At 30.3% G+C, this 22,917-nt stretch carries 22 protein-coding genes; 8 read left to right on the top strand and 14 right to left on the bottom strand.

What is annotated here, in order from left to right:
• The first annotated feature begins 2 nt into the window (after positions 1–2).
• Both fabI and AJ939_RS00745 read left to right on the top strand, forming a co-directional pair.
• Entirely contained in the window at positions 3–827 is an 825-nt protein-coding gene (gene fabI, locus AJ939_RS00750) for an enoyl-ACP reductase FabI (RefSeq protein WP_070275982.1), read from the top strand.
• 3 nt (positions 828–830) lie between these two features.
• The gene (locus tag AJ939_RS00745; RefSeq protein ID WP_070275981.1) at positions 831–2,324 is read left to right on the top strand and encodes a hydrogenase small subunit; all 1,494 of its coding nucleotides are present in this window, start codon (positions 831–833) and stop codon (positions 2,322–2,324) included.
• On the opposite strand, the gene feoB is transcribed toward AJ939_RS00745, so the two are convergent.
• The 7 genes from feoB to AJ939_RS00710 all read right to left on the bottom strand — a co-directional run bounded on the left by feoB (position 2,321) and on the right by AJ939_RS00710 (position 10,171).
• Positions 2,321–4,162 carry a ferrous iron transport protein B gene (gene feoB, locus AJ939_RS00740; protein ID WP_070275980.1) on the bottom strand — a complete coding sequence of 614 codons (1,842 nt, stop codon included), beginning with the start codon at positions 4,160–4,162 and terminating at the stop codon, positions 2,321–2,323. The two genes, AJ939_RS00745 and feoB, sit on opposite strands and share 4 nt — an antisense overlap.
• The gene (locus AJ939_RS00735) at positions 4,159–4,383 is read right to left on the bottom strand and encodes a ferrous iron transport protein A (RefSeq protein ID WP_070275979.1); all 225 of its coding nucleotides are present in this window, start codon (positions 4,381–4,383) and stop codon (positions 4,159–4,161) included. The genes feoB and AJ939_RS00735 overlap by 4 nt, the downstream gene beginning before the upstream one ends.
• Positions 4,384–4,463: 80 nt before the next feature.
• Positions 4,464–5,804, bottom strand: coding sequence for an MmgE/PrpD family protein (locus AJ939_RS00730; protein ID WP_070275978.1), 1,341 nt, complete (start codon positions 5,802–5,804; stop codon positions 4,464–4,466).
• A gap of 8 nt (positions 5,805–5,812) precedes the next feature.
• Positions 5,813–7,180, bottom strand: coding sequence for an adenylosuccinate lyase (gene purB / locus AJ939_RS00725; RefSeq protein ID WP_070275977.1), 1,368 nt, complete (start codon positions 7,178–7,180; stop codon positions 5,813–5,815).
• A 9-nt stretch (positions 7,181–7,189) separates the two neighbouring features.
• On the bottom strand, positions 7,190–8,353 hold the full coding sequence (locus AJ939_RS00720; protein ID WP_070275976.1) for a trans-sulfuration enzyme family protein: 1,164 nt from the start codon (positions 8,351–8,353) through the stop codon (positions 7,190–7,192).
• 12 nt (positions 8,354–8,365) lie between these two features.
• Positions 8,366–9,805 carry a C4-dicarboxylate transporter DcuC gene (gene dcuC, locus AJ939_RS00715; protein WP_002870618.1) on the bottom strand — a complete coding sequence of 480 codons (1,440 nt, stop codon included), beginning with the start codon at positions 9,803–9,805 and terminating at the stop codon, positions 8,366–8,368.
• Between the two features lie 3 nt (positions 9,806–9,808).
• The gene (locus AJ939_RS00710) at positions 9,809–10,171 is read right to left on the bottom strand and encodes a RidA family protein (protein ID WP_002870619.1); all 363 of its coding nucleotides are present in this window, start codon (positions 10,169–10,171) and stop codon (positions 9,809–9,811) included.
• 167 nt (positions 10,172–10,338) lie between these two features.
• Between AJ939_RS00710 and AJ939_RS00705 the strand changes: the two genes are divergently transcribed.
• Positions 10,339–10,995 carry a transcriptional regulator gene (locus AJ939_RS00705; RefSeq protein WP_002859670.1) on the top strand — a complete coding sequence of 219 codons (657 nt, stop codon included), beginning with the start codon at positions 10,339–10,341 and terminating at the stop codon, positions 10,993–10,995.
• Here the strand turns inward: AJ939_RS00705 and AJ939_RS00700 are convergent, their stop codons facing one another.
• Both AJ939_RS00700 and AJ939_RS00695 read right to left on the bottom strand, forming a co-directional pair.
• On the bottom strand, positions 10,996–11,466 hold the full coding sequence (locus AJ939_RS00700) for a Cj1386 family hemin-binding protein (protein WP_002862058.1): 471 nt from the start codon (positions 11,464–11,466) through the stop codon (positions 10,996–10,998). It lies immediately after the preceding gene.
• A 56-nt stretch (positions 11,467–11,522) separates the two neighbouring features.
• Positions 11,523–12,947 carry a catalase gene (locus tag AJ939_RS00695; protein WP_070275975.1) on the bottom strand — a complete coding sequence of 475 codons (1,425 nt, stop codon included), beginning with the start codon at positions 12,945–12,947 and terminating at the stop codon, positions 11,523–11,525.
• Between the two features lie 170 nt (positions 12,948–13,117).
• Here AJ939_RS00695 and AJ939_RS00690 point away from each other — a divergent pair, with 170 nt between their 5' ends.
• Genes AJ939_RS00690 through fldA form a run of 3 tightly spaced genes read left to right on the top strand, consistent with a single transcriptional unit; the run spans position 13,118 to position 14,621 of the window.
• Complete coding sequence (locus AJ939_RS00690) at positions 13,118–13,432, top strand: DUF2325 domain-containing protein (protein WP_002870622.1); 315 nt, start codon at positions 13,118–13,120, stop codon at positions 13,430–13,432.
• 2 nt (positions 13,433–13,434) lie between these two features.
• Positions 13,435–14,130 carry a hypothetical protein gene (locus AJ939_RS00685; protein ID WP_060816378.1) on the top strand — a complete coding sequence of 232 codons (696 nt, stop codon included), beginning with the start codon at positions 13,435–13,437 and terminating at the stop codon, positions 14,128–14,130.
• Complete coding sequence (fldA, locus tag AJ939_RS00680) at positions 14,130–14,621, top strand: flavodoxin FldA (protein ID WP_002871975.1); 492 nt, start codon at positions 14,130–14,132, stop codon at positions 14,619–14,621. Before AJ939_RS00685 ends, fldA begins: the two co-directional genes overlap by 1 nt.
• Before the next feature lie 43 nt (positions 14,622–14,664).
• On the opposite strand, the gene AJ939_RS00675 is transcribed toward fldA, so the two are convergent.
• From AJ939_RS00675 to selA, 4 genes are read right to left on the bottom strand one after another with little or no spacing between them, the layout of a single operon-like run.
• Entirely contained in the window at positions 14,665–15,195 is a 531-nt protein-coding gene (locus tag AJ939_RS00675) for a hypothetical protein (RefSeq protein WP_070261097.1), read from the bottom strand.
• Positions 15,196–15,200: 5 nt separating this feature from the next.
• A complete protein-coding gene (locus AJ939_RS00670) occupies positions 15,201–15,911 on the bottom strand; it encodes a thioredoxin fold domain-containing protein (protein ID WP_002855861.1) in 711 nt (236 codons plus the stop codon).
• 48 nt (positions 15,912–15,959) lie between these two features.
• Complete coding sequence (gene selB, locus AJ939_RS00665; RefSeq protein WP_070275974.1) at positions 15,960–17,765, bottom strand: selenocysteine-specific translation elongation factor; 1,806 nt, start codon at positions 17,763–17,765, stop codon at positions 15,960–15,962.
• Positions 17,762–19,084 (bottom strand): L-seryl-tRNA(Sec) selenium transferase, encoded by a 1,323-nt coding sequence (gene selA / locus AJ939_RS00660; protein ID WP_070275973.1) that lies wholly within the window; start codon positions 19,082–19,084, stop codon positions 17,762–17,764. Before selA ends, selB begins: the two co-directional genes overlap by 4 nt.
• A gap of 77 nt (positions 19,085–19,161) precedes the next feature.
• On the opposite strand from selA, the gene AJ939_RS00655 reads away from it, so the two are divergent.
• Complete coding sequence (locus AJ939_RS00655; protein ID WP_070275972.1) at positions 19,162–20,835, top strand: 4Fe-4S dicluster domain-containing protein; 1,674 nt, start codon at positions 19,162–19,164, stop codon at positions 20,833–20,835.
• A 2-nt stretch (positions 20,836–20,837) separates the two neighbouring features.
• Here the strand turns inward: AJ939_RS00655 and AJ939_RS00650 are convergent, their stop codons facing one another.
• The gene (locus tag AJ939_RS00650; RefSeq protein WP_052858245.1) at positions 20,838–22,139 is read right to left on the bottom strand and encodes an MFS transporter; all 1,302 of its coding nucleotides are present in this window, start codon (positions 22,137–22,139) and stop codon (positions 20,838–20,840) included.
• A gap of 166 nt (positions 22,140–22,305) precedes the next feature.
• On the opposite strand from AJ939_RS00650, the gene rdgB reads away from it, so the two are divergent.
• The gene (gene rdgB / locus AJ939_RS00645; RefSeq protein ID WP_070275971.1) at positions 22,306–22,908 is read left to right on the top strand and encodes an RdgB/HAM1 family non-canonical purine NTP pyrophosphatase; all 603 of its coding nucleotides are present in this window, start codon (positions 22,306–22,308) and stop codon (positions 22,906–22,908) included.
• The last annotated feature ends 9 nt before the right edge of the window (positions 22,909–22,917 follow it).

Raw genomic sequence — 22,917 nt, 5'->3', positions numbered from 1 at the left:
AGATGATTATGAAGGGTAAAAAAGGCCTTATTGTAGGGGTTGCGAATAATAAATCTATCGCTTATGGCATAGCAAAAGCATGTTTTGATCAAGGAGCCCAGCTTGCTTTTACTTTTTTAAATGATGCTTTAAAAAAACGCGTAGAACCTATAGCACAAGAGTTTAATTCTAATTTTGTTTATGAGCTTGATGTAAACAATAATGAGCATTTAGATTCTATCGCTGAAAAAATCAAAAAAGATTTAGGCGAGATTGATTTTGTAGTGCATGCGGTTGCTTTTGCTCCAAAAGAAGCTTTAGAAAATTCTTTTTTAGAAACTTCAAAAGAAGCTTTTGATATAGCTATGCAAACTTCTGTGTATTCTTTACTTTCTTTAACACGTGCAGTTTTACCTATTTTAAAAGATAAGGGTTCGATTTTGACTTTAAGTTATCTTGGTGGGGTTAAATATGTACCTCATTATAATGTTATGGGTGTAGCAAAAGCTGCACTTGAAAGTTCTGTGCGTTATTTGGCAAGAGATTTAGGGGTAAAAGGAATTCGTGTTAATGCTATTTCAGCAGGTCCTATTAAAACTTTAGCAGCAAGTGGAATAGGGGATTTTAGAATGATTTTAAAATACAATGAAATCAATTCTCCTTTAAAACGCAATGTTAGCATAGAAGATGTAGGAAATTCGGCTATGTATTTACTTAGTGATTTGGCAAATGGTATTACAGGTGAAATACATTATGTCGATGCAGGATATAACATCATGGGTATGGGCGATGTTGAAAAAAATGAAGAAGGGCAAACTGTTCTTTGTTGGGATAATCAAAAAGGATAAAAAATGGCAAAGCTTAGCAATGAAGAATTAAAAAATATACTTGAAGATCGCATTAAAAAACTTGAGAATTCTACTTTAAAAGAGGATAAGGTTATTAATGAAGAAAGTGTAAAAATTCCTGCTAGGCATTTAACTTTAGGCAATGAAATTCCAGCTCTTGCTCAAAGATTTTTTCAAATCGCACCTAAAACAAAGTTAGTATGGCTTCATCTTTGTGAATGTACAGGGTGTAGTGAGAGTTTGTTGCGTTCTGAGTTGCCAAGTTTTGATGAGCTTATTTTTGATTTTTTTTCTTTAGAATATCATGAAACTTTAATGGCAGCAAATGGCACTAAAGCTGAAGAGCTTTTAGAGCATGTTTTAGAAGAAGATTTTATTTTAGCGGTTGAAGGTGGTGTTGCAGCCATTGATACCTTTTTTCTTACTATAGGAGCACAAGGAGAGAGTGGCTATGAAATTTTAGAAAAACTAGCCGCTAAAGCCAAGGCTATCTTTGCAGTGGGTACTTGTTCAAGTTATGGTGGTATTCAGGCTGCTTATCCAAATCCTAGTAAAACTTGTGGTATTAGTGAAGTTTTAAGTCAGAAAGTAGTAAATATCCCAGGTTGTCCTCCAAGTGATATAAATATCATTGCGACTTTAAGTTTTTTTGCTTTATTTGGAGTTTTACCTGAACTTGATGAGCAAAATCGTCCTGTTTGGGCTTATGGTAAATGCCTGCATGATATGTGTGAAAGAAAGGCAAAATTTGAAAGTGGGATTTTTGCTGAACATTTTGACGATGAGGCTGCAAAGAATGGAGCTTGTTTATTTAAGATAGGTTGTAAAGGACCTTATACTTACAATAACTGTCCTAAAGTGAAATTCAATGCTAAAACTTCTTGGCCAGTGGCCGCAGGACATGGTTGTATAGCCTGTAGTGAGAAAAATTTTTGGGATGAGTTTGGGAGTTATGAAAAACCTATGGCAAATATTTTTTCTTACGCTAAACTTTGTAATGAAGAGTTAAAACAAGAATTTTTTCTAGAAGAGCAAATTAAAATTTTAGAACAAATAGATTTTGAATTTGAAAGCAATATAAAACTTATTTTACAAAATATAGCTAAAAATAAATTAGGTGCTTTGCTTGTAGAAAATTATAAAAAATCCTTTGAAAAAAACTATACTTTTATAGAGCAAAATTTTGATGAAAATCCTATGCCTTCAAAAGATTTTTGGAAATATCTTGAAATAAGCTTTATTTTAGTTAAAGGAGAGTTTTTAAAAGATAAGAATGATTTTTTAATTGCGGCAAAAAATTATGCTTTTAAACATGCAAGTCCTTATGATTTTAAGTTAAATATGAACGCTGAAAAACCAAAGCTTGATGTGAGTAAATCTTTTCGTATGACTTTAATCTATCTTTGCGGTGGACTTGATTTTGAAGGTATTGCTTATAGCATTTTAAAAGCTTTTGAAGATAATATTACTAAAATTTCATCATTAAAAGCAAGTTAGTTTAATAAAATTTTAGCAATATGAAGTCCTATAAAAGCTACTATATAAGCACTTGTGCAGGTAAAAAGAAAGAGAAAGAGAGTATATTTTAGCTTTCCACTTTCTTTTGAAAAAACTATAGTTGCTGCAAAGCAAGGATTATAAATCATTACAAATAAAATAAAAGCCACTGCACTTGGTATAGGTATATTTTTAGCGATAATTCCTTTTAAATCATTATTTGTTTCATCTACATCTTTTCCTAGTGAATAAAGCACTCCCATAGTTGAAATCATCACTTCTTTAGCAGCCAAACCACTGATTAAAGATACGCTTAATTTCCAATCTAACTCAAGGGGTTGAAAAATAGGTTCTATGCTTTTGCCAAATTGTCCTAAATAACTTTGTTCTATAGCTCTTTCTTGAGCATTAAAATCATTTAAATTTTCTTCACTTTTTGGAAAATTACTAGCAAACCATATAAGCAAAGAGGCCAAAAGTATGAAAGTTCCTGCTTTTTTAAGATACATTTTGGCTTTATTATAAACCATAAACCAAACTAAATACCAATTTGGCATACGATATTTTGGCATTTCCATAACAAAAGGTTCATCAAGTCCACGAAATGCTGTCATTCTTAAAAATTTTGCAGCACAAAGTCCTAAAATCGCACCTAAAATATAAATTCCAAAAAGATAATTTCCTGCTTTTTCACTTGGAAAAAAAGCACCAATAAAAAGCACATATACAGGAAGTCTTGCCCCACAACTCATAAAATTGATCACAAAAAGAGTTAAAAGTCTATCCCTTTTGTTCTTAAGAGTGCGTGTAGCCATAAAAGCAGGTACCGAACAACCAAAACCAGTGATTAGCGGAATAAAACTTTTACCATGCAAACCAAATTTATGTAAAATCCCATCAAGTAAAAAAGCTACTCTTGACATATAGCCTGTGGTTTCTAAAAGAGCTATGCCTAAAAATAAAATCATTATATTAGGTAAAAAAAGTATCACAGCACCAACACCTGCGATAATCCCATCAGCCAAAGCTGAAGCGATAAAGGTATTAGAAATATTGTTTTTAACAAATTCACCCAAGGCATTAAAGCCTGATTCTATATAATCCATAGGAATTTGTCCTAAGCTAAAGGTGAGTTGAAATAAAAGCCACATTAAAAATAAAAATATAGGTAAGCCAAAGAATTTATGGATAAGTAAGGCATCGATTTTTTTGGTTAAATTTCTTTCTTCTTTTTTGTGTGTGATAATTTTTTTTGAAAGTTCATTAATAAAATATAATAAATCTTCTTTCTCTAGACTTTTTTCGCAAAGTGGAGTATAAAATTGAGATCTTGGAATAAATTTACTTTCAAATAAAATAATAATTTTTTGCAGCAAAAGTTCTAAATTTTCTTTTGTTTTTGCTGAAATTTCAACAACTTGACTTTGAAATTCTTGGCTTAAAACAGAAGTGTCAAGCTCTATACCTTCTTTTTTGGCTTCATCGCACATATTTAAAGCTAAAAGCATTTTTTTATTAAGACTTAAAAGTTCTGCGCTAAGGATAAGATTGCGTTCTAAATTGGTAGCATCTAAAACATTAACAATAACATCATAGTCATTTTGATTTAAAAAATGGCGTGTGATTTTTTCTTCTTCGCTATATCCATCTAAAGAATAAGTTCCTGGCAAGTCGATGACTTCAAATTCATAGTTTTTGTAAAAAGTTTTTGCACTTGCTTTTTCTATAGTAACTCCGCTAAAATTTCCTACTTTCATATTGGCTTTGCAAAGCACATTAATGAGAAGACTTTTGCCTACATTAGGCTGACCTACAAGGGCTATTTTGATTTTTTTCATATAAGATTCACTTCTATGGTTTTAGCTTCATCAGATCTTAGGATAACACAACTTGTATCAAGTTCTACCATTATGGTGGCATTTTTTAAAGAGGAGTGAATTTTTTTCAAGTTTTTATTTTTGATAAATCCAAAGCTTAAAAGTCTATTTTTGAGTTCTTTTTGAGCGTTTAAATTGACAATAATAGCCTTTTGTCCATCTTTTAACTCGTTTAAAGTCATTGTAATTCCTAAATTAATAATAAATATTATAATAAAAAAGTGTAATGAAATTATCCTTCTTAAAAAAGAAGGATAAATGTTTAAAAAGAAAAGTGGTTTAAATTTTCTAGATTAATGATTTGATCTAGAATTTTATTAGCCTTAGTATGATCAAGGTAAATTTGTGCATTGGCTAAAAATTTAGCTTTTAGTTCTTCAAAACTTAGTGGATTATCAAAATTACCTTTATTGATAAAAACATCTTTTTGGATTGTGCGTCCATCTTGCAAACTGGCTTCTAAATGCCCTGGAAAATATTTTGGAAAGCCTTGAGATTTTCTTTTTTCATAGCTGATTTTTTTAGCAAATTTTAGTACTTCTTCACGCTTTAAATTTTCATAAGATTCAAGAGTGATTTTACCATCAAAGAATCCTAGAGCCATTAAAAAAGGCATGGAAAATTTAGCTTCATAAGCACTATGTGGAGTGTATTTTGCTTCTAAAGGATCGCAGATAAAAGAAATAGGAACTTCATCTACAAAACAACGAATACTTTTAATTTCATCAGCTTTTAAACCATCATTTTTTAAAGCAATAGCACAATCAATAAGCCCATGAGCAAAATGACAACTTGGATAAGGCTTGATTGAAACTTGCATGGTTTGCCAAATTTCTCCTAAGGCTTTGCTAAGTTCTGTTTTATCGCATTCTTCTTCTATGCCAAAACATTTAAAGATATTATCCCTACCTTCAAAAATACTCAAAGGTCCACTCATATTGTTTTTAGCAAAATGAGCTACCATAATGCCGTTTTTAATAGCATTGGCAATATGTAAAACTTTTGAATTAGATCCATTGGATAAAAACTCATTAACCCCACTTGCAAAACTTCCTGCAAGTCCTAAAGCATTGATGATTTGTTCTTTGTTAAGATCTAGCAAGATTGCACTTGCACTCACGCTTCCAAAAATTCCCGCAATAGCAGTAGTATGAAAACCACGCTTATGAAAAGTACCTTTGCTTGCAATGCCTACTCTAGCTGCAATTTCCCAGCCTACTATAAAAGCTTTAATGATTTTTTTTGCATCTTTGCTAACATGAAAACCATAATTTAAACAAAGTGGAGTTAAAATCGCACTTGCATGCAAAATCGCTTCTGTATGCGTATCGTCAAAATCTAACGCATGAGAAGCAATGCCATCTAGCATGGCTGCGTATATAGGATCTAATTTTTGATCATTTACCCAAATAGGGGTATTTTTTTCTGTGCTTAAATTTTCAAAAGCTTTAAAAGCATTTAAAACACATTCTTCTTTGCTTGCTGCTATAGCTGTTCCAAGGCTATCAAGCATAAGCTCTTTAGCCCTTTGAACAACTGCATTAGGGATATTTTCATATTTAAGATTGAAAATAAAATCCGCTAAAATTTCACTATAGAACATGATTTTTCCTATTTTAAGATAGCGCTATTTTTGATTTTTGCTAAAAATTCATCTACAAGTTTTGGTGCATATCCTACATAGGTTGTTGCATCAAGTAAAGCATCAATTTCTTTTTCTTTCAATACCTTAGATACTCTTTTATCTGCAAGTAAAACTTCTTTAAAAGTTTTTTGTTTTTCTATACCTAGCATAGCATTTTCATAAACAATTTCATGGGCATGTTGTTTTCCATAATGATCGCTTAATGCAAACATAACACGCTCGGCTAAAACAAAACCATTAAGAGTATTTAAATTTTTAAGCATTTTGTCTTTTTTTACTTCTAAATCACTAAGAGCGAATTTCATATTTGCTAAAACCATAGAAAGCATTAAAAACATTTCAGGTAAAAGCTTCCATTCCATTTTCCAAACTTGACCATCTCTTTCATGTTCATGTCTTTCAATATCACTTAAAATGGCTAAATTTGCTTTAAAGGCATTGCTTACTGTAACTGCATTTTCGCTTACTGCAGGATTTCTTTTGTGTGGCATAGTGCTTGATCCTACTTGTCCTTTGCCAAAAGGTTCAGCAACTTCATCAATTTCATTATGAGAAAGGATTAAAATTTCATGAGCGATTTTGTTAAAGGTTGCATTGATATTACCTAGTACAAAACCAAGTTCTATAAAGCGATCACGTGCACTCTGCCAAGAAATATTAGGCACATCAAGTCCTAAATTTTCTAAAGTGAGTTTTTCTACTTCATTGCACTCATCACTTAAACTCGCTTTAGTTCCTACAGCGCCTACTATACTGCCTACATAAAGTCTTTTTTCAAGCTCAAGTATTCTTTCAAAATGACGCTCAAGTTCGCTTAACCAAATAGCCACTTTATGTCCGAAAGTAATAGGCAAAGCCTGAAGTGCTAAAGTTCTTCCCATCATAGCAGTATTTTTATGGGTTTTAGCTAGTTTTGCTAGGGCTTTTGCGATAGCTTTTAATTCGCTTTTTACAAGAGTCATTGCTTCTTTAAATTGTAAAACCAGTCCTGTATCGATGATATCTTGAGTGGTTACTCCAAAATGCACATATTCGCCTAAATTATTATCGCAAGCTTTTTCTAATCCTCTTACAGTAGGAACTAAAGGGTGTTTGGTCTTTTTAAATTCAGCAAAGATAAAGTCCATATCCATAAATTTATAATGAGCTTTTTTTGCGATCTCATCAGCTGCTTTTTTCGGGATAATTTTAAGTTTTGCTTGTGCTTTTGCTAAAGCTGCTTCAACATCGAGCCATTTTTGTATACGGTTTTGTTCGCAAAAAATAGCACGCATTTCCTGCGTGCTCCATGAGTCTGCTAGCAATCTATGATCAAATACGCTAATTCCTGTCATCTTATCTCCTTATTTTTTAATACTATCAAAAGCTTGTGTTAAATCAGCAATTAAATCTTTAGTATCTTCAAGACCTATATGAAATCTTACAAATGGCCCTCTTGCGCTTAGGTCTGTTGCGGTTCTAGGCGGAGTAGTTACGGTGGCTAAGCTTTCATATCCACCCCAGCTAGCACCAATTGAAAAGTATTCTAGTTTATCTACAAATTTAATAGCATCCTCTTTGCTATAACCTTCTGCAAATTCTATGGTAATCATACCATTTGCACCTTTATGATCACGCATGAAAATTTTATGATTTGGGTGGGATTTGAGTTTTGGATAGAAAATTGTTTTAATTTCTTTTCTACTTTGTAAAAACTCTACAATTTCATCAGCACTTTTTTCATGGGCTTTCATTCTTACATCTAGTGTTCTCATACCACGAAGTACTAAGTAAGCATCATCAGGACTTGTTGTAAAGCCTAAAGCTTCTGGAAGTTTGTCAAAATTTTTCCATTCTTTTTCGTTGATTACTACTATACCCATGGTTACATCAGAGTGTCCGCTAAGATATTTTGTAGCGGCGATAACTGAAATATCCACTCCAAGTTCTAAAGGATTTAGAAAATATCCACTAGAATAAGTATTGTCAATAGCTACAGGGATATTATGCGCATGGGCAATTTTGCAAAGTTTTGGTAAATCTATGATTTCATAAAGTATAGAACCTGGACTTTCACATAGGATAAGCTTGGTATTAGGTTTGATTTTTTCTTCTACATCACTTGCATCAGCTTTTAAAAAATCAATTTCAACTCCCATTTTGTCTAAAAATAATTCGCAAATCGTTCTTACAGGCCCATAAATTGCATCAGTGATTAAAAAATGCGCATCTTTGCTTGCATAGTTTAAAAGCACCATAGCTAATGCTGCAAGTCCTGTTGGGAAAAGTTGTGCTCTATAACCACCTTCTAGAGTGCAAATAAGTTTTTCAAGTTCAAAATTGGTTGTTGTTCCTCTAGCCCCATAGCTTAAAACACGATCTGTTTTTCTTAATTCTCTGTATTTTTGCCAAGTTGCGTGATCTTTAAAAAGTATGGTTGATGCACGCATAAGTGTAGGATTAACTGATCTTACTTCAGCGCCTTGATCACCTCTGCCACAATGAATAAGTTTAGTTTTTGAGTTCATTTTTTCTCCTTTTTAAAGATAAATATAAGTCATAATAACATTTACAATAGCCGCTACAAGCATAGGAATAGCTGTTCTTTTAACCACGGCAAAAGGACTTACTTTTGCAATGGCTGAGATAGCTAAAATCGCTGGTGCAATAGGACTAACACATCTTCCAAAGCCCGTCATGATTTGAATTGGTGCTATCATGGTGATAGTTTCAACTCCAAAGTGTTTTGCTATATTTGGGATAAGTGGAGCAAAACTAAAAAATGCTGCATTTCCTGAACCCATTAAGAAAGCACAAACTGCAAGCAAGATTGAAACGACGATAATAATAGCCAAAACTCCAAATCCTGCATTTTTGCAAAATTCTATTAAAGTATCTACAAAACCTACAGATAAAAGACCACTTGCAAATACTTGACCACAAACGATGAGTGAAACTGTGATAACAAATAAATGTCCCATTCCTTTAAAGAAAATCATAATAGAATTAAGAGTTTCTACTATGCTTTTATAGCGTATCATTTCAAAAATAATAGCCACAAAAGTTGAAATCACCATTGCTACTGGAACATTCATTTTAATTGCGGTACTAGCAGCTGCTTTGACTTCTTCAGCGCTACTTATTCCCATTAAAACCAAGATGCTATCGAGTACTGAACTAAATCCTAGGATTAAAACCAAAGGAATTATAGGTAAAATCGCATAAATTCTAGGAGGTTTTTTAAGTTCTTTTTCTTTGCCTTCATTTTCATTTAGTTCTTTTTCAATTTCTTGTGCATTGAAGACAAAATTATCTTTTTTGTCAAAAAATTTATTGCAAAGATATATTGCAATACCTACAGCTATAATGATAGGTAAAGTCGTAGGGAGTTGATAATGAACAAAATAAATTGCAGGATCAACTTCAGCTTTTTCTGAGGCCATGATCACATTTCCACTTCCAGGTCCATGATCGATATATTGACAAATAGCAATCACACTTAAGGCAGAAAGTTTTGAAACACCAGAGCGTACAAGTATAGGATACATAGTAACCATAAGTAAAAGTGCCAAGCCTGCGTGAGAAGGGATGAAAAGAACTAAAAATTGCACGATAAAATAAGCAACTATGAGTAAAACATAAGGAGATTTTACGGCTTTTAAAGGTTTTTCAAAAACTTTAAAAAGTGCATAAGAAGCCCCTACATGATCCATATAAGCAGAAAAACCTGCTATAGTCATAAGTGTAAGTCCAAGCCCTGCTAATGTACTTGACATGGTTTGATTAAAAACTTGAAAAATATCAAAAAAACCTAAATTTAAAGAACCTTTAGCGACAATGTGTGGAGAAAGTCCAAAAATAGCAGCTAAGGAAAGTAAAAGTAAACCACTTAAAAGCAATGCCATGTGAGCATTGATTTTTTTATAAAGCATAAAAACAAGTAAAAAAATGCTAAATAGAGATAAAACAATACCTAGCATATTTTAGCCTTTTTGAGCGATAATCTCTATCTCTACTTTAGCTTTTTTTGGCAGATCTTTTACCGCAAAAGCACTTCTTGCTGGATAAGGATCTTTAAAAAATTCAGCATAAATTTCATTAAATGCTATAAAATCATTAATATCAGCTAAAAAGCAAGTGGTTTTAATCACTTTATCATAACTGATACCATTTTCTTCTAAAATAGCACCGATATTTTTCAAAGATTGTTTGGTTTGTTCTTTGATATCAGAGCTTTCTATTTCTCCTGAAGCAGGGTTGATAGGAAGTTGTCCTGATATAAATAAAAGTCCATTTGCTTCTCTGTAAGCTGAGTATGGACCAATAGCTTTTGGATAGTTTGACATGAATTCTCCTTTGTTAAATATAGATTAAGCAGAGTGAATTTTATCACTACAATAATAACTTGTCAATAGTTTATTATTATAATAATAAAATTTTATTTTTTAAGAAATGTTTTAAAGTATAAAGAGTAGAATTTAATATTATATTAATTTTTATTGAAGGCGGTTTTATGGATGAGGGACAAAAACAACAATTTATAAAGTTGACATATTTTTTAGGAGAAGTCCTAGGTGAGCAATATGAGATAGTATTTCATGTAATTACTGAAGATGGAGCTTATATTGCGGCAATTGCTAATAATCACATTAGTGGGAGAAGTTTAGATTCCCCCTTGACTGCTTTTGCAAGTGAGCTTATGCAAAATAAAAAATATTTAGAAAAAGATTTTTTATGTGATTATAAGGCTCTTGTTGGAAAATCAAAATTAATTAGAGGATCTACTTTTTTTATTAAAAATCATGATAAATTAGTAGGTATTTTGTGTATCAATCATGATACTAGCATTATGAGAGATTTAATATGCAAGATGATTGATTTAGAAAAAATTGGAGATATGGGTGATATTTTAGGAAATATTAGTTTTTCTCAAAATGATTCAAGCATAGAAACATTAAGTCACTCGATAGAGGATATTTTAGTTCAAAGTGTAGATTCTAGTTATTTAAATTCTGATTATCAATTAAGTATTACCCAAAAAGAAGAAATTGCTGAAAAGCTATATGAAAAAGGTATTTTTAATATAAAAGGAGCGGTTCCTATCGTAGCAAAATTTTTAAAAATTTCAGAACCTAGTGTTTATAGGTATCTGAAGAAATTTAAAAAATAACTAAAATTTTTTGATAAATTTTAGTATTTTTAGGCTCATTTTCTTTAAAAAATTATTTTTAGATTTTTTGAGTAAAAATTCTGCCACATCTTTGCGTCCAAACATAATAGCAAAAGTATAAGGTGTCATTCCTAAACCATTGTTTTCATCAATATTTGCTCCATACTTAACTAAAAGTTCACACATAGGTAAGTATCCTTTAAAACAAACTCCTGCTAATGGGGTTTGTCCACGATCGTTTTTTTCATCTACTTTTGCACCTTTTTCTAAAAGCATTTTAGCGCTTTCATAAGAATTATTATAAGCTGCAAGCATAAGTAAGCTATCGCCTTTATGAGTTTTTAAATTTACATTTAAACCCGCTTCTATCATGATTTTAAGATTTTCACATTCATTATTTCTTGCAAAATTAAAAGCCATTTTGCAAAGCTCTTCAAATCTTTTTTCTTCTTCTAAACTAAGAGTTGTCATTGTTTTTCCTTAATTATTATAATCTTTAGTTTGCCACCAAAAGTGGCAAGTAAAAATTATTTTTCTAAAGCTTTCTTAATTCCTTTTGCATAATCAGGTGAAATTTTTTCAAAATGTTCTAAAGCTCTAGTGATAATTTTTTCATCAACTCCTTCCATAGAAGCAGCGATATTATGAAAAAGTTGAGTTTTTTGATCATCATTCATAAGATTAAATAAAGCTCTTGGTTGAGTATAAAAGTCATTATCTAGTGGAGCATATCTTTGTGCCACGCCTTCTAAGACTAAATCAGGTTCAAGATAGCTTTTATCTTCTTTTGGGCTGTTATCATAGCTGTTTGGTTCATAATAAGCTGCATCATTTTTATAATTATCAAAATTCATAGCACCAGCGACATTGTAAGTATTCACTTCGCTTTTTGCACGATTTACTGGTAAAAGATGATAATTAGTTCCTATTCTATATCTTTGTGCATCAGGATATGAAAAAATTCTAGCTTGCAACATTTTATCAGGGCTAAAGCCAATTCCAGGAACGATATTGCTTGGACTAAAGGCAGCTTGTTCAACTTCATTAAAATAATTTTGAGGATTTTTGTTTAGAATCATTTCGCCTATATCCATCAAAGGTACAAGACTATGAGGCCAAATTTTTGTTAAATCAAAAGGATTAAATCCAAGCTTTTCTATATCTTTTTCAGCAAGAATTTGAACTTGAACTTTCCATTTTGGAAAATCTTTATTTTCTATAGCATTATAGAGATCTCTTTGATGACTTTCCCTATCCTTTGCTATAAGCTCTGCAGCTTCTTGGTTGGTAAGATTTTTAATCCCTTGTTGGGTTTTAAAATGGAATTTCACCCAAAATCTTTCATTTTTATCATTAATAAAACTATAAGTATGGCTTCCAAATCCATGCATATGACGATAACTTGCAGGAATTCCTCTATCACTCATAAGAATGGTTACTTGATGTAAGCTTTCAGGACATAAACTCCAAAAATCCCAAGCAGCATTATTGCTTCTTAAATGTGTTCTTGGATCTCTTTTTTGAGTATGGATGAAATCAGGGAATTTATAAGCATCACGGATGAAGAATGTCGGAGTGTTATTTCCTACCAAGTCCCAGTTTCCTTCTTTGGTGTAAAATTTAATAGCAAAACCTCTCACATCGCGTTCAGCATCTGCTGCACCTGCTTCACCTGCTACTGTTGAAAAGCGTAAAAATAATGGAGTAACTTCGCCTTTTTGAAAAATTTTAGCTTTGGTATAAGCACTTAAGTCTACTGTAATTTTTATTTCGCCATAAGCTCCACTTCCCTTAGCATGAACGGTTCTTTCTGGAATTCTTTCTCTATTTTGATGAGCAAGTTTTTCAAGTAAAAGATAATCTTGCATAAGTAAAGGTCCTTTTGCGCCTGCGCTTAATGAATTTTGGTTATCGGCTATAATGTTTCCAAAATCGTTAGTCAATTTTTTCATTGTTTTCTCCTAAATAATAAAATTTATTAATTAGTAAATTATATCTATTAAAAATTAAAATTAACTGAATAATTGCATTTTATTAATAATAAATTTCAAAATAAATTTAGTTTTTTTATATTATAATAATAATTATCAAAATATATTTTAAAAATCACAAAGGAGAATTTATGTCAGTTTTGGTTATTGGTGCAGATGAAATCACTCCTATTAGAGCTGTTTTACATGATTTAGGTGCTAAAAAAATAGAACACTGGGATGCGCGTAATGAAAATAGAGTTAATCGCAAGCCGATTCCTTGTGATACAGAATGTATAGTAATGTTAACAAGCTTTTTAAATCATAATACTATGAAAAAAATCAAAAGTGAAGCTAAAAAGCGTAAAATTCCATTAGTTTGTGCAAAAAGAAGTGTAAGTTGTGTGTATTGTGAATATTGTAAAATTTTTAATCTTAATAAAGAATTTTCTTGCTATAAAGGTTAAAGATGTTATTTGGATTTGATGATAAGCGAGAATTTATACCGCAAATTTATCGCTATTTAAACAATCAAGAGCTTATGTTGACTTTTTTAACTCAATATAATGCGAGCGTTGATAGCGCTCTAAAAATTCCTCTTTTATATGCAAAAAATACCAAGAGTTTAAAAATGATATTTGGAAATTTTTTACATGATATAATGCATGTTTCATTTGGTAAGATTCAAAATATAAATATCAAGCTTAATACATACGCTTTCTACTTTCAAAAAAGAAAAAGCTTAATTTTTAATACTAAAATATCTAAGAATATCGATCTTTTAAGACTTTTAAGAATTTATCTTTATGGCATTTGTTTTGATGCGCAAATTTTATTTAGCTCTTATGTTTATGATAAGGTTTCTTTTCAAAATAATGGAAAAAATATAGATCAAGATGGTGATCTTATTATAATAGATAAGAAATTTGCAATTTTACCACTTTGCAAAGAGATTAATACATATAATTTAAAAATTGAAAATGAAATTCATGGATTATTGGATTTAATAAAAGAAAATAATTTTGAAAAATTTTATATTGTTTGTCCGCGTAACAAAAATTTCACACATTTTATTGAAATAAAACATTTTTTGTGTGATTTAAACAAAACTATGTTAAAATTAGTTCCGTATAAAATATCAAATCAAATTATAAGGAGAAAATAATGTCAGTAGCAGTAATCTATGGTAGTGCTATGGGAAATACAGAAGGAGCGGCTAATACAATTGCTTCAAAACTTGGAATTAGCGATGTTTTTAATATCTCAGATATTGATGCATCTAAAATAAATTCTTACGATAAATTAATTTGTGGAACTTCAACTTGGGGAAGTGGTGATTTACAAGATGATTGGGATGGTTTTGATTTTTCAGGACTTAGTCTTGGTGGAAAAACTGTAGCTGTATTTGGTATGGGTGATAGTGAAAGTTATTCTGACACTTTTTGTGGTGGCATGGGTAAATTAGCTCAAAATTTAAAAGATGCAGGTGCAAATTTGGTAGGAGAAGTTTCAACTGATGGTTATACATTTGAAGCAAGCGATGCGGTTGTAGATGGTAAATTTGTTGGACTTGCTCTTGACAATGATAATCAAGAAGATCAAACTGAATCAAGAATTGATGCTTGGGTAGAACAAATTAAACCTTATTTTGCTTAATAATTCTTAAAATCAAGAGTCTTTATACTCTTGATTGTCTTTTTTAAAAATAAAAAAAACTCACTATTTGATTTATAATTTTATTTTCTAAAGATAATTGACAGCGTTCTTTATTTCCAAGATAAGCCGTTCTTGCAAGAAGACTTGTTTTTTGAGAATTGTGATTTTTAGAGTTGATTTGTAAATTAACCTGCATAGTATAGTAGTTTTCCACCATCCATTCTCCATTGCTTTCCAAAGGATCAAAATCATAAAAAAATCTTGCTGAAGTTGTGATTTTTTGAGCATAAGAATGCTTTTTCATATCTACAAGATTGATTAAAATTTCATAATCTGCATTCTCTTTTACTTCTTTTAAGCCTAAATTTTTAAGTTTTAAAGCCAAATCTCTATCCAAAGTAGTTTGAAGTTGGCTAGGATTTTGAAAGGAAATTTTAAAACTTTGTTGTTTTTGTGATCTGATAAAAATGCCTTCATTGCTTGTTTGAATAAAGCTTTGTATGAAAGTTGCATTGGTGCAAGCACTCATAAAGAGTGCTATAAAAAAGCTTAAAATTAAAGCAAATTTAGACATTAGGTTTATTTAATAATAGTTGGAGTAGCGCTAAGACCTAATGAGCGATATTTTTCATATAAGGAAAAAACTTCTTTTAATTCTGCATCACTTACTTTTGGATAATTTTTGATATTTGCATCGTAGTATTTGTTTAAAATTGCGATTTTTTCTTTATCATTTTTTGCTTTTTTTGCTTCTTTGTAGATTAGAGCGGATTTTTCAAAAGCAGATTTTCCATGTACTGGAGTTAAAATATAATTAACTTGATAGTTTTTAAGTTCATCATCAATTTGAGCTAAATGTTCTCTACAATAAGGGCATTCAGGATCCGAAAAAACATAAATTGCAGGTTTATTTTTATCTCCCAAAGCTATTACCATGGTTTCTTTTTGTGCTACAGCTTTAGCATTTTTTGTAAAATTTTCTCTTGCTTCTTGAAATTTTTTCATTTCATATTCTTGAGCATAAGAAATTCCCGTTTTCAAGTCGATAAGATCAGGGGTAATAAGACTATCTTTTGTAAAAAGAATGTTTTCTTGTTTTTGTCCATTTAATTCAACGCTTACAATAACACTTTCAAAACCCGTATTACCAACCTTTTGACGATTTGATACACTAACGGTAGCATTTGGAAATTGTGCTTTAATGCTTTTTGAATAAAAATCACTAATTTCTGAATTACTTGCAGCAAACAAAGATGCTGAACAGGCAAGAATTAAACTTAATTTTTTCATAGTTTATAAATCCTTTAAATAAATTATGTTTAATTCTATAATGATTTTCTAAATGTTTGTTAAAAATCTTTTTTCAGCTTCTTTACTTACTTGAGGAAATTTGTCTAAGTATTCTAAATAAGCAATAGCATATTTTCTTGAAAGATTGAAATATTCTTTCATACTTTGCACATCAAGACTTTGATTTTTTAATAAATTTAAACATTCTTGCATAAGTTTTTCAAGAGCTTGTTTTTCTATAAAAAGATTGTGTGAAAGTCTTACAACTAAGCCTTTTTGGGTAAGTTTTTTGAGTATATTATCTCCGCTTTTTCTATCAAGTTCTAAAAAATCATAAAGATTATAAGGAGCTTCGGGTTTAATACCTTGTTTTTTTAAAATTTCATATAATTGATTATTATTTTTTTCTTGAAGTTTTTCAAAATCTATGCCTTTTTTAAAATAAATTCCATTTTGAAAATCCAATAAATTTGACATTTCTTTAAGTCCGAGTTCGCAAAAATTTTCACTTGCCCAAGTAATCCTTAAAGCTAAAGAATGTGCTGAAAGCATGGCATAAGGATTTTTTTCAAGTATGAATTTGATGAAATTTTTAATTTCTTCTAGACTTTGTAAATGATATACATTAAGATTTTTTTCATCGACAAATACTTGATTTAATTCTTTTGCTAATTTCAATGCTTTTTGATGAGAGAGTTTAAATCTTTGATAGCTTGAAAGCAAACCAAAGCCGTATTTATGTGCGTCTTTTAAGAAAGAAAAAGTTGCTTTAAAATCTTTATTTTTCAAAAACATTAAAAATTTATTTTTTTGTTCTTTTTTTAAAGGTTCGCTTAAAGGATTTAAAACCTTACCACCGCCTATAACGCGATTGTTTTGTAATAAAATAAAAGCCTCATCAAAACTTAAAAATACATTTTTATCAAAACTAAAATGCACAAAAAATTCATCATTTTCTAGTTTTTTTAATATATTTATTTTGCATTCTATTTGTCTTGAACCCACGCAAAAAATCATTTTGCTATTTTGTAAATTTTTTGCTTTAACTAAAGCATCGCATTCTTTAAAGGCTTTAAAATAACCTTTTTTACTTAGCAAATAACCTTTTTTCAACTCTTTATAATCACAATTTAAACTTAAAGCCACACGGTTACAAGCTTTGATTTGCTCTAAATTAGTATCGTGGTTTTGTATATTTTTAACAATGAGTTCTTTTTGAGTGTCTAAACAGATGATTTTTTCATTTAAAGTGATGCTTCCTTCATTAAGACTGCCTGTAACGACAGTTCCTATGCCTTTTAGAGAAAAAACTCTATCGATATAATAATGAAAAATCAGTTCTTCATCGTTTTCTTTGTTTTCTATGGTATAAAGATAATTTTTTAATTCTTCTATGCCTTGATTATTTTTTATACTGGTGTGAAATACTTTTAAAATGGGATAATCTAAATTTTTTAACTCTTCTAAAATTTCTACACTTTTTTGCTCTATATTTTCACAAAGATCACATTTGCTAAGCACTAAAATGATATTTTTAATATCAAGAATTTTTAAAATTTCTAAATGTTCTAAACTTTGTTCTTTTAAACCTTCGTTAATATCTACGACAAATAAACAAACACTAAAGCCAAAAGCTCCACTTACCATAGTTTTAACCAAATCTTTATGTCCTGGAACATCGATAAAAGAAATGTTTTTATCTTTTAATTTAAGATTTGAAAAACTTAAATTAATGGTGATTTGTCTTTCTTGTTCTTCTTTTAAACTATCGCCTTCAAAACCATTTAAAGCTTTAATGAGTGAAGTTTTTCCATGATCAATATGTCCTGCGGTTCCTATAATAACAGATTTCATAAGTTTTCCATTTGATTGATTATAAGAATAAGTTTTTGAAGTTCATTTTCTCGTATAGTTCTAAAATCAAGAACAAATTCATCATTTTCAATGCGTCCTATGATATTTTCTTTTCTAAATCGAGTTTGTAGTTTTAAAGCATCTCCTTGAAAAGTCAGTATATAAGTATCTAAACTTTTATCAGGCATAGAACCTCCTCCTACTAAACTTTTGCTTTTTTTAAGCTGGGTTTGAAAAATTAATTCTTTTTGCACTCTTAAAGCTTTTTTTTCTATAAAGGATAAGTCATCATTTAAAAGTTTTAAGGTAATAATTTTTTCATAATCTTTTTGCAAATAAGCTTTTAAGCTTTCGTTTAAAAAAGATAGAGTTAATTTATCTACTCTTAGCATTCTTAAAAGTTGATTTTGTTTAAGCTTTTCTATGAGTTCTTTTTTTCCAAGTATAATGCCCGCTTGCACACTACCAAAAAGTTTATCTCCACTAAAACTTAAAATATCACATTCTTGCACGAGTTTTTTGATTTTAGGTTCATTTTTAATCAGTTTTTCATTTAAATTTTCACACCAGCCAGAACCTAGATCATAATAACTCAAAAGTCCTTTTTCTTTTGCTAGTTCATGTAGATCTTTTATATTTACTTCACTGTGAAAACCCATAAGAGCGAAATTAGACTTGTGGGTTTTTAAAATTAGAGCGGTATTTTCACTGATAGCTTGTTCATAGTCTTTTAAGTGTGTTTTGTTGCTAGTTCCAACTTCGCAAAGCTTTACACCTGCAGCTTTTATTACTTCAGGCACGCGAAAACTGCCACCAATTTCTACAAGTTCTCCTCTTGAGCTTATGATTTCTTTATTGTAACAAAGAGAATTAAGTACTAAAAAAACTGCCGCAGCGTTGTTATTGACCACTAAAGCATCTTCGCATTCAAAAAGCATTTTAAGTTTTTCTAGCACCAAAGCATAGCGAGAGCCTCTTTTTCCATTTTCTAAATCAAACTCTACATTAGAATAATTACAAATGATATCTTTACACGCTTCATAAAGTTCTTCATGGATTACACTTCTGCCAAGGTTTGTGTGTATAACGACTCCGCTTGCATTAATCACACTTTGTAAGTCTTTACGGTAAAAAGTTTTGATTTCTTTTTTGATTTCTAAAAGTAGTTTATTTTTAGAAATTTCATCTTGGGAAAAATTTTCTTTTAGTTTTGCGACAACTTTTTTACAAAAAAATGCTTTGATATAAAAAGGATAGGATTTTAAGCTCTCATCTTCAATAAGAGTGTTAATTTGTGGAAAAGTTCTAAATTTGTTCATCTTAAGCCTTAAGAAAATATTTGGTTATTTTAACATAGAATTTATAAAATGATGTTTTAAAGAGATTAAGGAAGATGATGCAAGATTTTGTTTATATAAAAAATGATGTTTTAATCCCTTTGCCTGATGCTATTGAAATTTTAGATCAGGCAAATGATAAAGAAGCATTAGTTTGCAATGATAAAAATCAAAAAGCACAAATTTATGCCCCTGAGATTAATTTTTATCTTAAAAATTCTCAAGATGAAATTTTAGAGCAAAGTAAAAATGTTTTAACGCTTTATGAAGCAAGAGCTAGCGTTTATGACTTAGGGCTTGATTTGGAACAAAGCAAAGAAGTGAAAAATCGTTTGATTTTAGTAGATAGCGATACTCAAACCGTAGAGTTTTTAAAAGAACATGGATTTAAGGTTATTGCTTTAAGCAGTGCAGAAATTTTAGCTGTTTTTGGAAGTGTAGGGGAACTTTGTACTGTGGTTAAAAATCAAGGCGAAGAAGTGGAAATAGATTTTGATTTTTTACTTTTTAAAGCTGAGGATTTAAGCGTTGTGCGTAAAGATTTTACAAGACAAAGTGGATGTTATAATCTTTTAAATTTTGAAAATCTTGAAGTATTGTTAGAGTTTTTGCAAAGCAAAAGTCCAAAATATCATTATAAAACTTATATTAGCTATAATGCTAGCGTGTGTCAATACCACGAAAGACGCAGTGAGCATTGTGCAAAATGTGCTGAAATTTGTCCTACTGTGGCGATTTTAAAAGATGATGAAAAAAAGCATTTAGAATTTTCTCAAGTGGATTGTTTGGGTTGTGGAGGATGTATTAGTGTATGTCCTAGTGGATCACTTGATTATGCTCCCATGCCAAGAGAAAGTTTTTTTACCCTTTGTGAGTTTTATAAAGATAAAAAAATTTTAATCATTCCTAAAAAAATGTCTTTAGAAAATTTAAATCTTGCTTTACCAAAAGATGTTTTACCCTTTATGATAGAGGGTGAAAAGTGGCTTTCTTCTATGCATTTTTTAACACTTTTGCAAAATAGTGGAGCAAATTTGGTTTTTTATACGGACTTTGTATCTCGTGGTAGCAATGAGGCTATTGTACTTTTAAATACTTTTTTTGAGAGAAAATTTCAAAAAAAAGCTATTTTTGTTGCCAAAGATGAAAAAGAATTGCAAAATGTTTTAAAAGAGCAAGAATTCATACAAGATTTAAAATATGATTTTCATAACAACACCTTAACTACAAGAGAAAATTTTGCCAAAAGAATGCAAGAAATGATAAAAAATGAAGATTTTGGCGGTATAGAAAGTGGCGAATGGTTGCGTTATGGTAAGATAGAAATTAATCCTAACACCTGTACGCTTTGTCTTTCTTGTGTGGGTGCCTGTAATGTAGGAGCTTTAATCGCTGACAAACAAGAAAATGCTTTGAAATTTAATGCTTCTCTTTGCACGACTTGTGGGTATTGTGAGTTAAGTTGTGCTGAAAAAGATACTTTAAAATTACTTCGTAGTGGAATGGAGTTTAGAGCTTCTTATTTTGAATATCAAACCATGGCAAAAGATGAGCTTTTTGCCTGTATAGAATGTGGTAAAGAATTTGCCACCAAAAAAGCTGTAGAAAAAATAGCCAATTTAATGAAACCTAAATTTGGTAATGATGAGAATAAAATCAAAACACTTTATTGTTGTGCAGATTGCAAGGCAAAAGTGATGATAAAAGCAATGGGTTTTGCGGGGCAAAATTAGATTTAGATCTTAATTTTGCCTTCTAATTCTTCTTTATTTGTAAGTTTGCTATCAAATTTAACAACAAGATTTTTAGAGTTTTTATAAATATCTACAACTCCTAAATTTTCGCTAAAAGTACTGAAATTTAAAGGTGTTTCTAAAGGTAGATAAAGGTTTTTAAAATCAGCTGGATTTTTTAAGAAAAATAATGCCACAAGCCAAATTAGAGCTAAAACCACTAAAATAATAGCCAAAAGATTTAAGGCATCTAGATGTAAAAATATCCCTCCGATAATACCACCTATAAAACTTCCACCATATCCAAAAGCATTAAACAACCCTAATGCTGCACCTTTTTCATGAACTTTACAAAATTTTGATGCGCAACTTTGCATAATAGGTTCGTGTAAATTAAAACCTATAAAAAAAATCACAACCGCTATGATAAAAAAATCTATAGAATTACTAAAAGTAAAAAAAAGATAAGAAAGTATGAAAAAAACAATTCCTAAGAGTAAAATTTGTTTAGCTAAACCTCTTTTTTCGCCTAAACTTCCAGCAAAGCCCATAGCGATAAAACCTGCTATCATAGAAGCGCTATAAACAATCCAAAGTTTATCAGAAGCAAAGCCTAAATGTTTTACTAGGATAATAGGAATACTTAAAAATGCTATACTCATAAGCATTTTTTGCATGAAATTAGTAAGATTCATAAGGGCTAAATTTTTTTGTTTAATAAGATGAAAAAAAGGAGTTTTTTCATTTTCATGAGTGATTTTATTTTCTTTAGGTACAACGGTATAAAGCAAAATTATACATAAAAGAGACAAAGCCGCACTAAGATCAAAAAGGCTAGATAAACCCCATTTTGCACTCATTAAAGGAGAGATCACCATAGAAGCTGCGAAACTAAGTCCTATAAAAGAACCCATTACCGCCATGGCTTTACCACGATTTTCTTCTGTGATAAAATCACTTATCATTGCCGTAGCTACTGCTCCAATAGCTCCTGCACCTTGGAGCATTCTTCCTAAAAGCATGATGTAGATATTTTCTGAAAAAGAGCAGATTAAAGAGCCTATTATAAAAATAATCAGTCCAATGAGCATGGTTTTTTTACGACCAATTTTATCACTTAAAATTCCAAAAGGCATTTGTAAAATCATTTGGGTTAAGGCATAAACACCAACTAAAAGTCCCACTAAAAATTCATTAGCGCCTTCAAGTTTTAAAGCATAAAGACTTAAAACTGGCAAAACTATAAAAAGCCCAAAAAATCTTGTTCCAACTATGAAAGATAAGGGTAAGACATTATTTAGCATTATCAATTTCCTATTAAATTTGAAATTTAAATTAGGATAATTTTACTATGAAATGGATTAAGCATTGATTAACATCGTTTTATCATTTGATATTTAAAAGCTACGCACAAGGATAAATTTTATAAAATCATATTTTTGTTTTTGATATTATTTTGGAGCTTTTGTTATGAAGATTATCCTAGCTACGAGCAATATGCATAAGGTTTTAGAACTTAAAGAAATTTTAAAAGATTTTGAAATTTATGCTTTTGATGAAGTTTTAACGCCTTTTGAGATTGAAGAAAATGGAAAAACTTTTAAAGAAAATGCTTTGATTAAAGCAAGAGCAGTTTTTAATGCTTTAGATGAAAAACAAAAAAAAGATTTTATCGCTTTAAGTGATGATAGTGGCATTTGTGTAGATGTTTTAGAAGGAAATCCAGGAATTTATTCTGCTCGATTTAGCGGTAAGGGCGATGATAAAAGTAACCGTGATAAACTTGTCAATGAAATGATAAAAAAAGGTTTTAAACAAAGTAAGGCGCATTATGTTGCTGCTATTGCTATGGTAGGTTTGATGGGGGAATTTAGTACGCATGGAACCATGCATGGAAAAGTAATAGATACAGAAAAAGGTGAAAATGGTTTTGGTTATGATAGCCTTTTTATTCCAAAGGGTTTTGATAAAACCTTAGCCCAGCTTAGTGTGGATGAGAAGAATAATATCTCTCATCGTTTTAAAGCTTTAGAGCTTGCAAAAATCATTTTAAAGATTTTAAATAAAGGATAAAAATGAAAA

The organism is Campylobacter sp. BCW_6889, assembly GCF_001762535.1.
In the GTDB taxonomy this organism is placed as follows: Bacteria; Campylobacterota; Campylobacteria; order Campylobacterales; family Campylobacteraceae; genus Campylobacter_D; species Campylobacter_D jejuni.
Note: the sequence above shows the minus strand (reverse complement) of the source record. Positions and strands in the feature narration are given on the sequence as shown.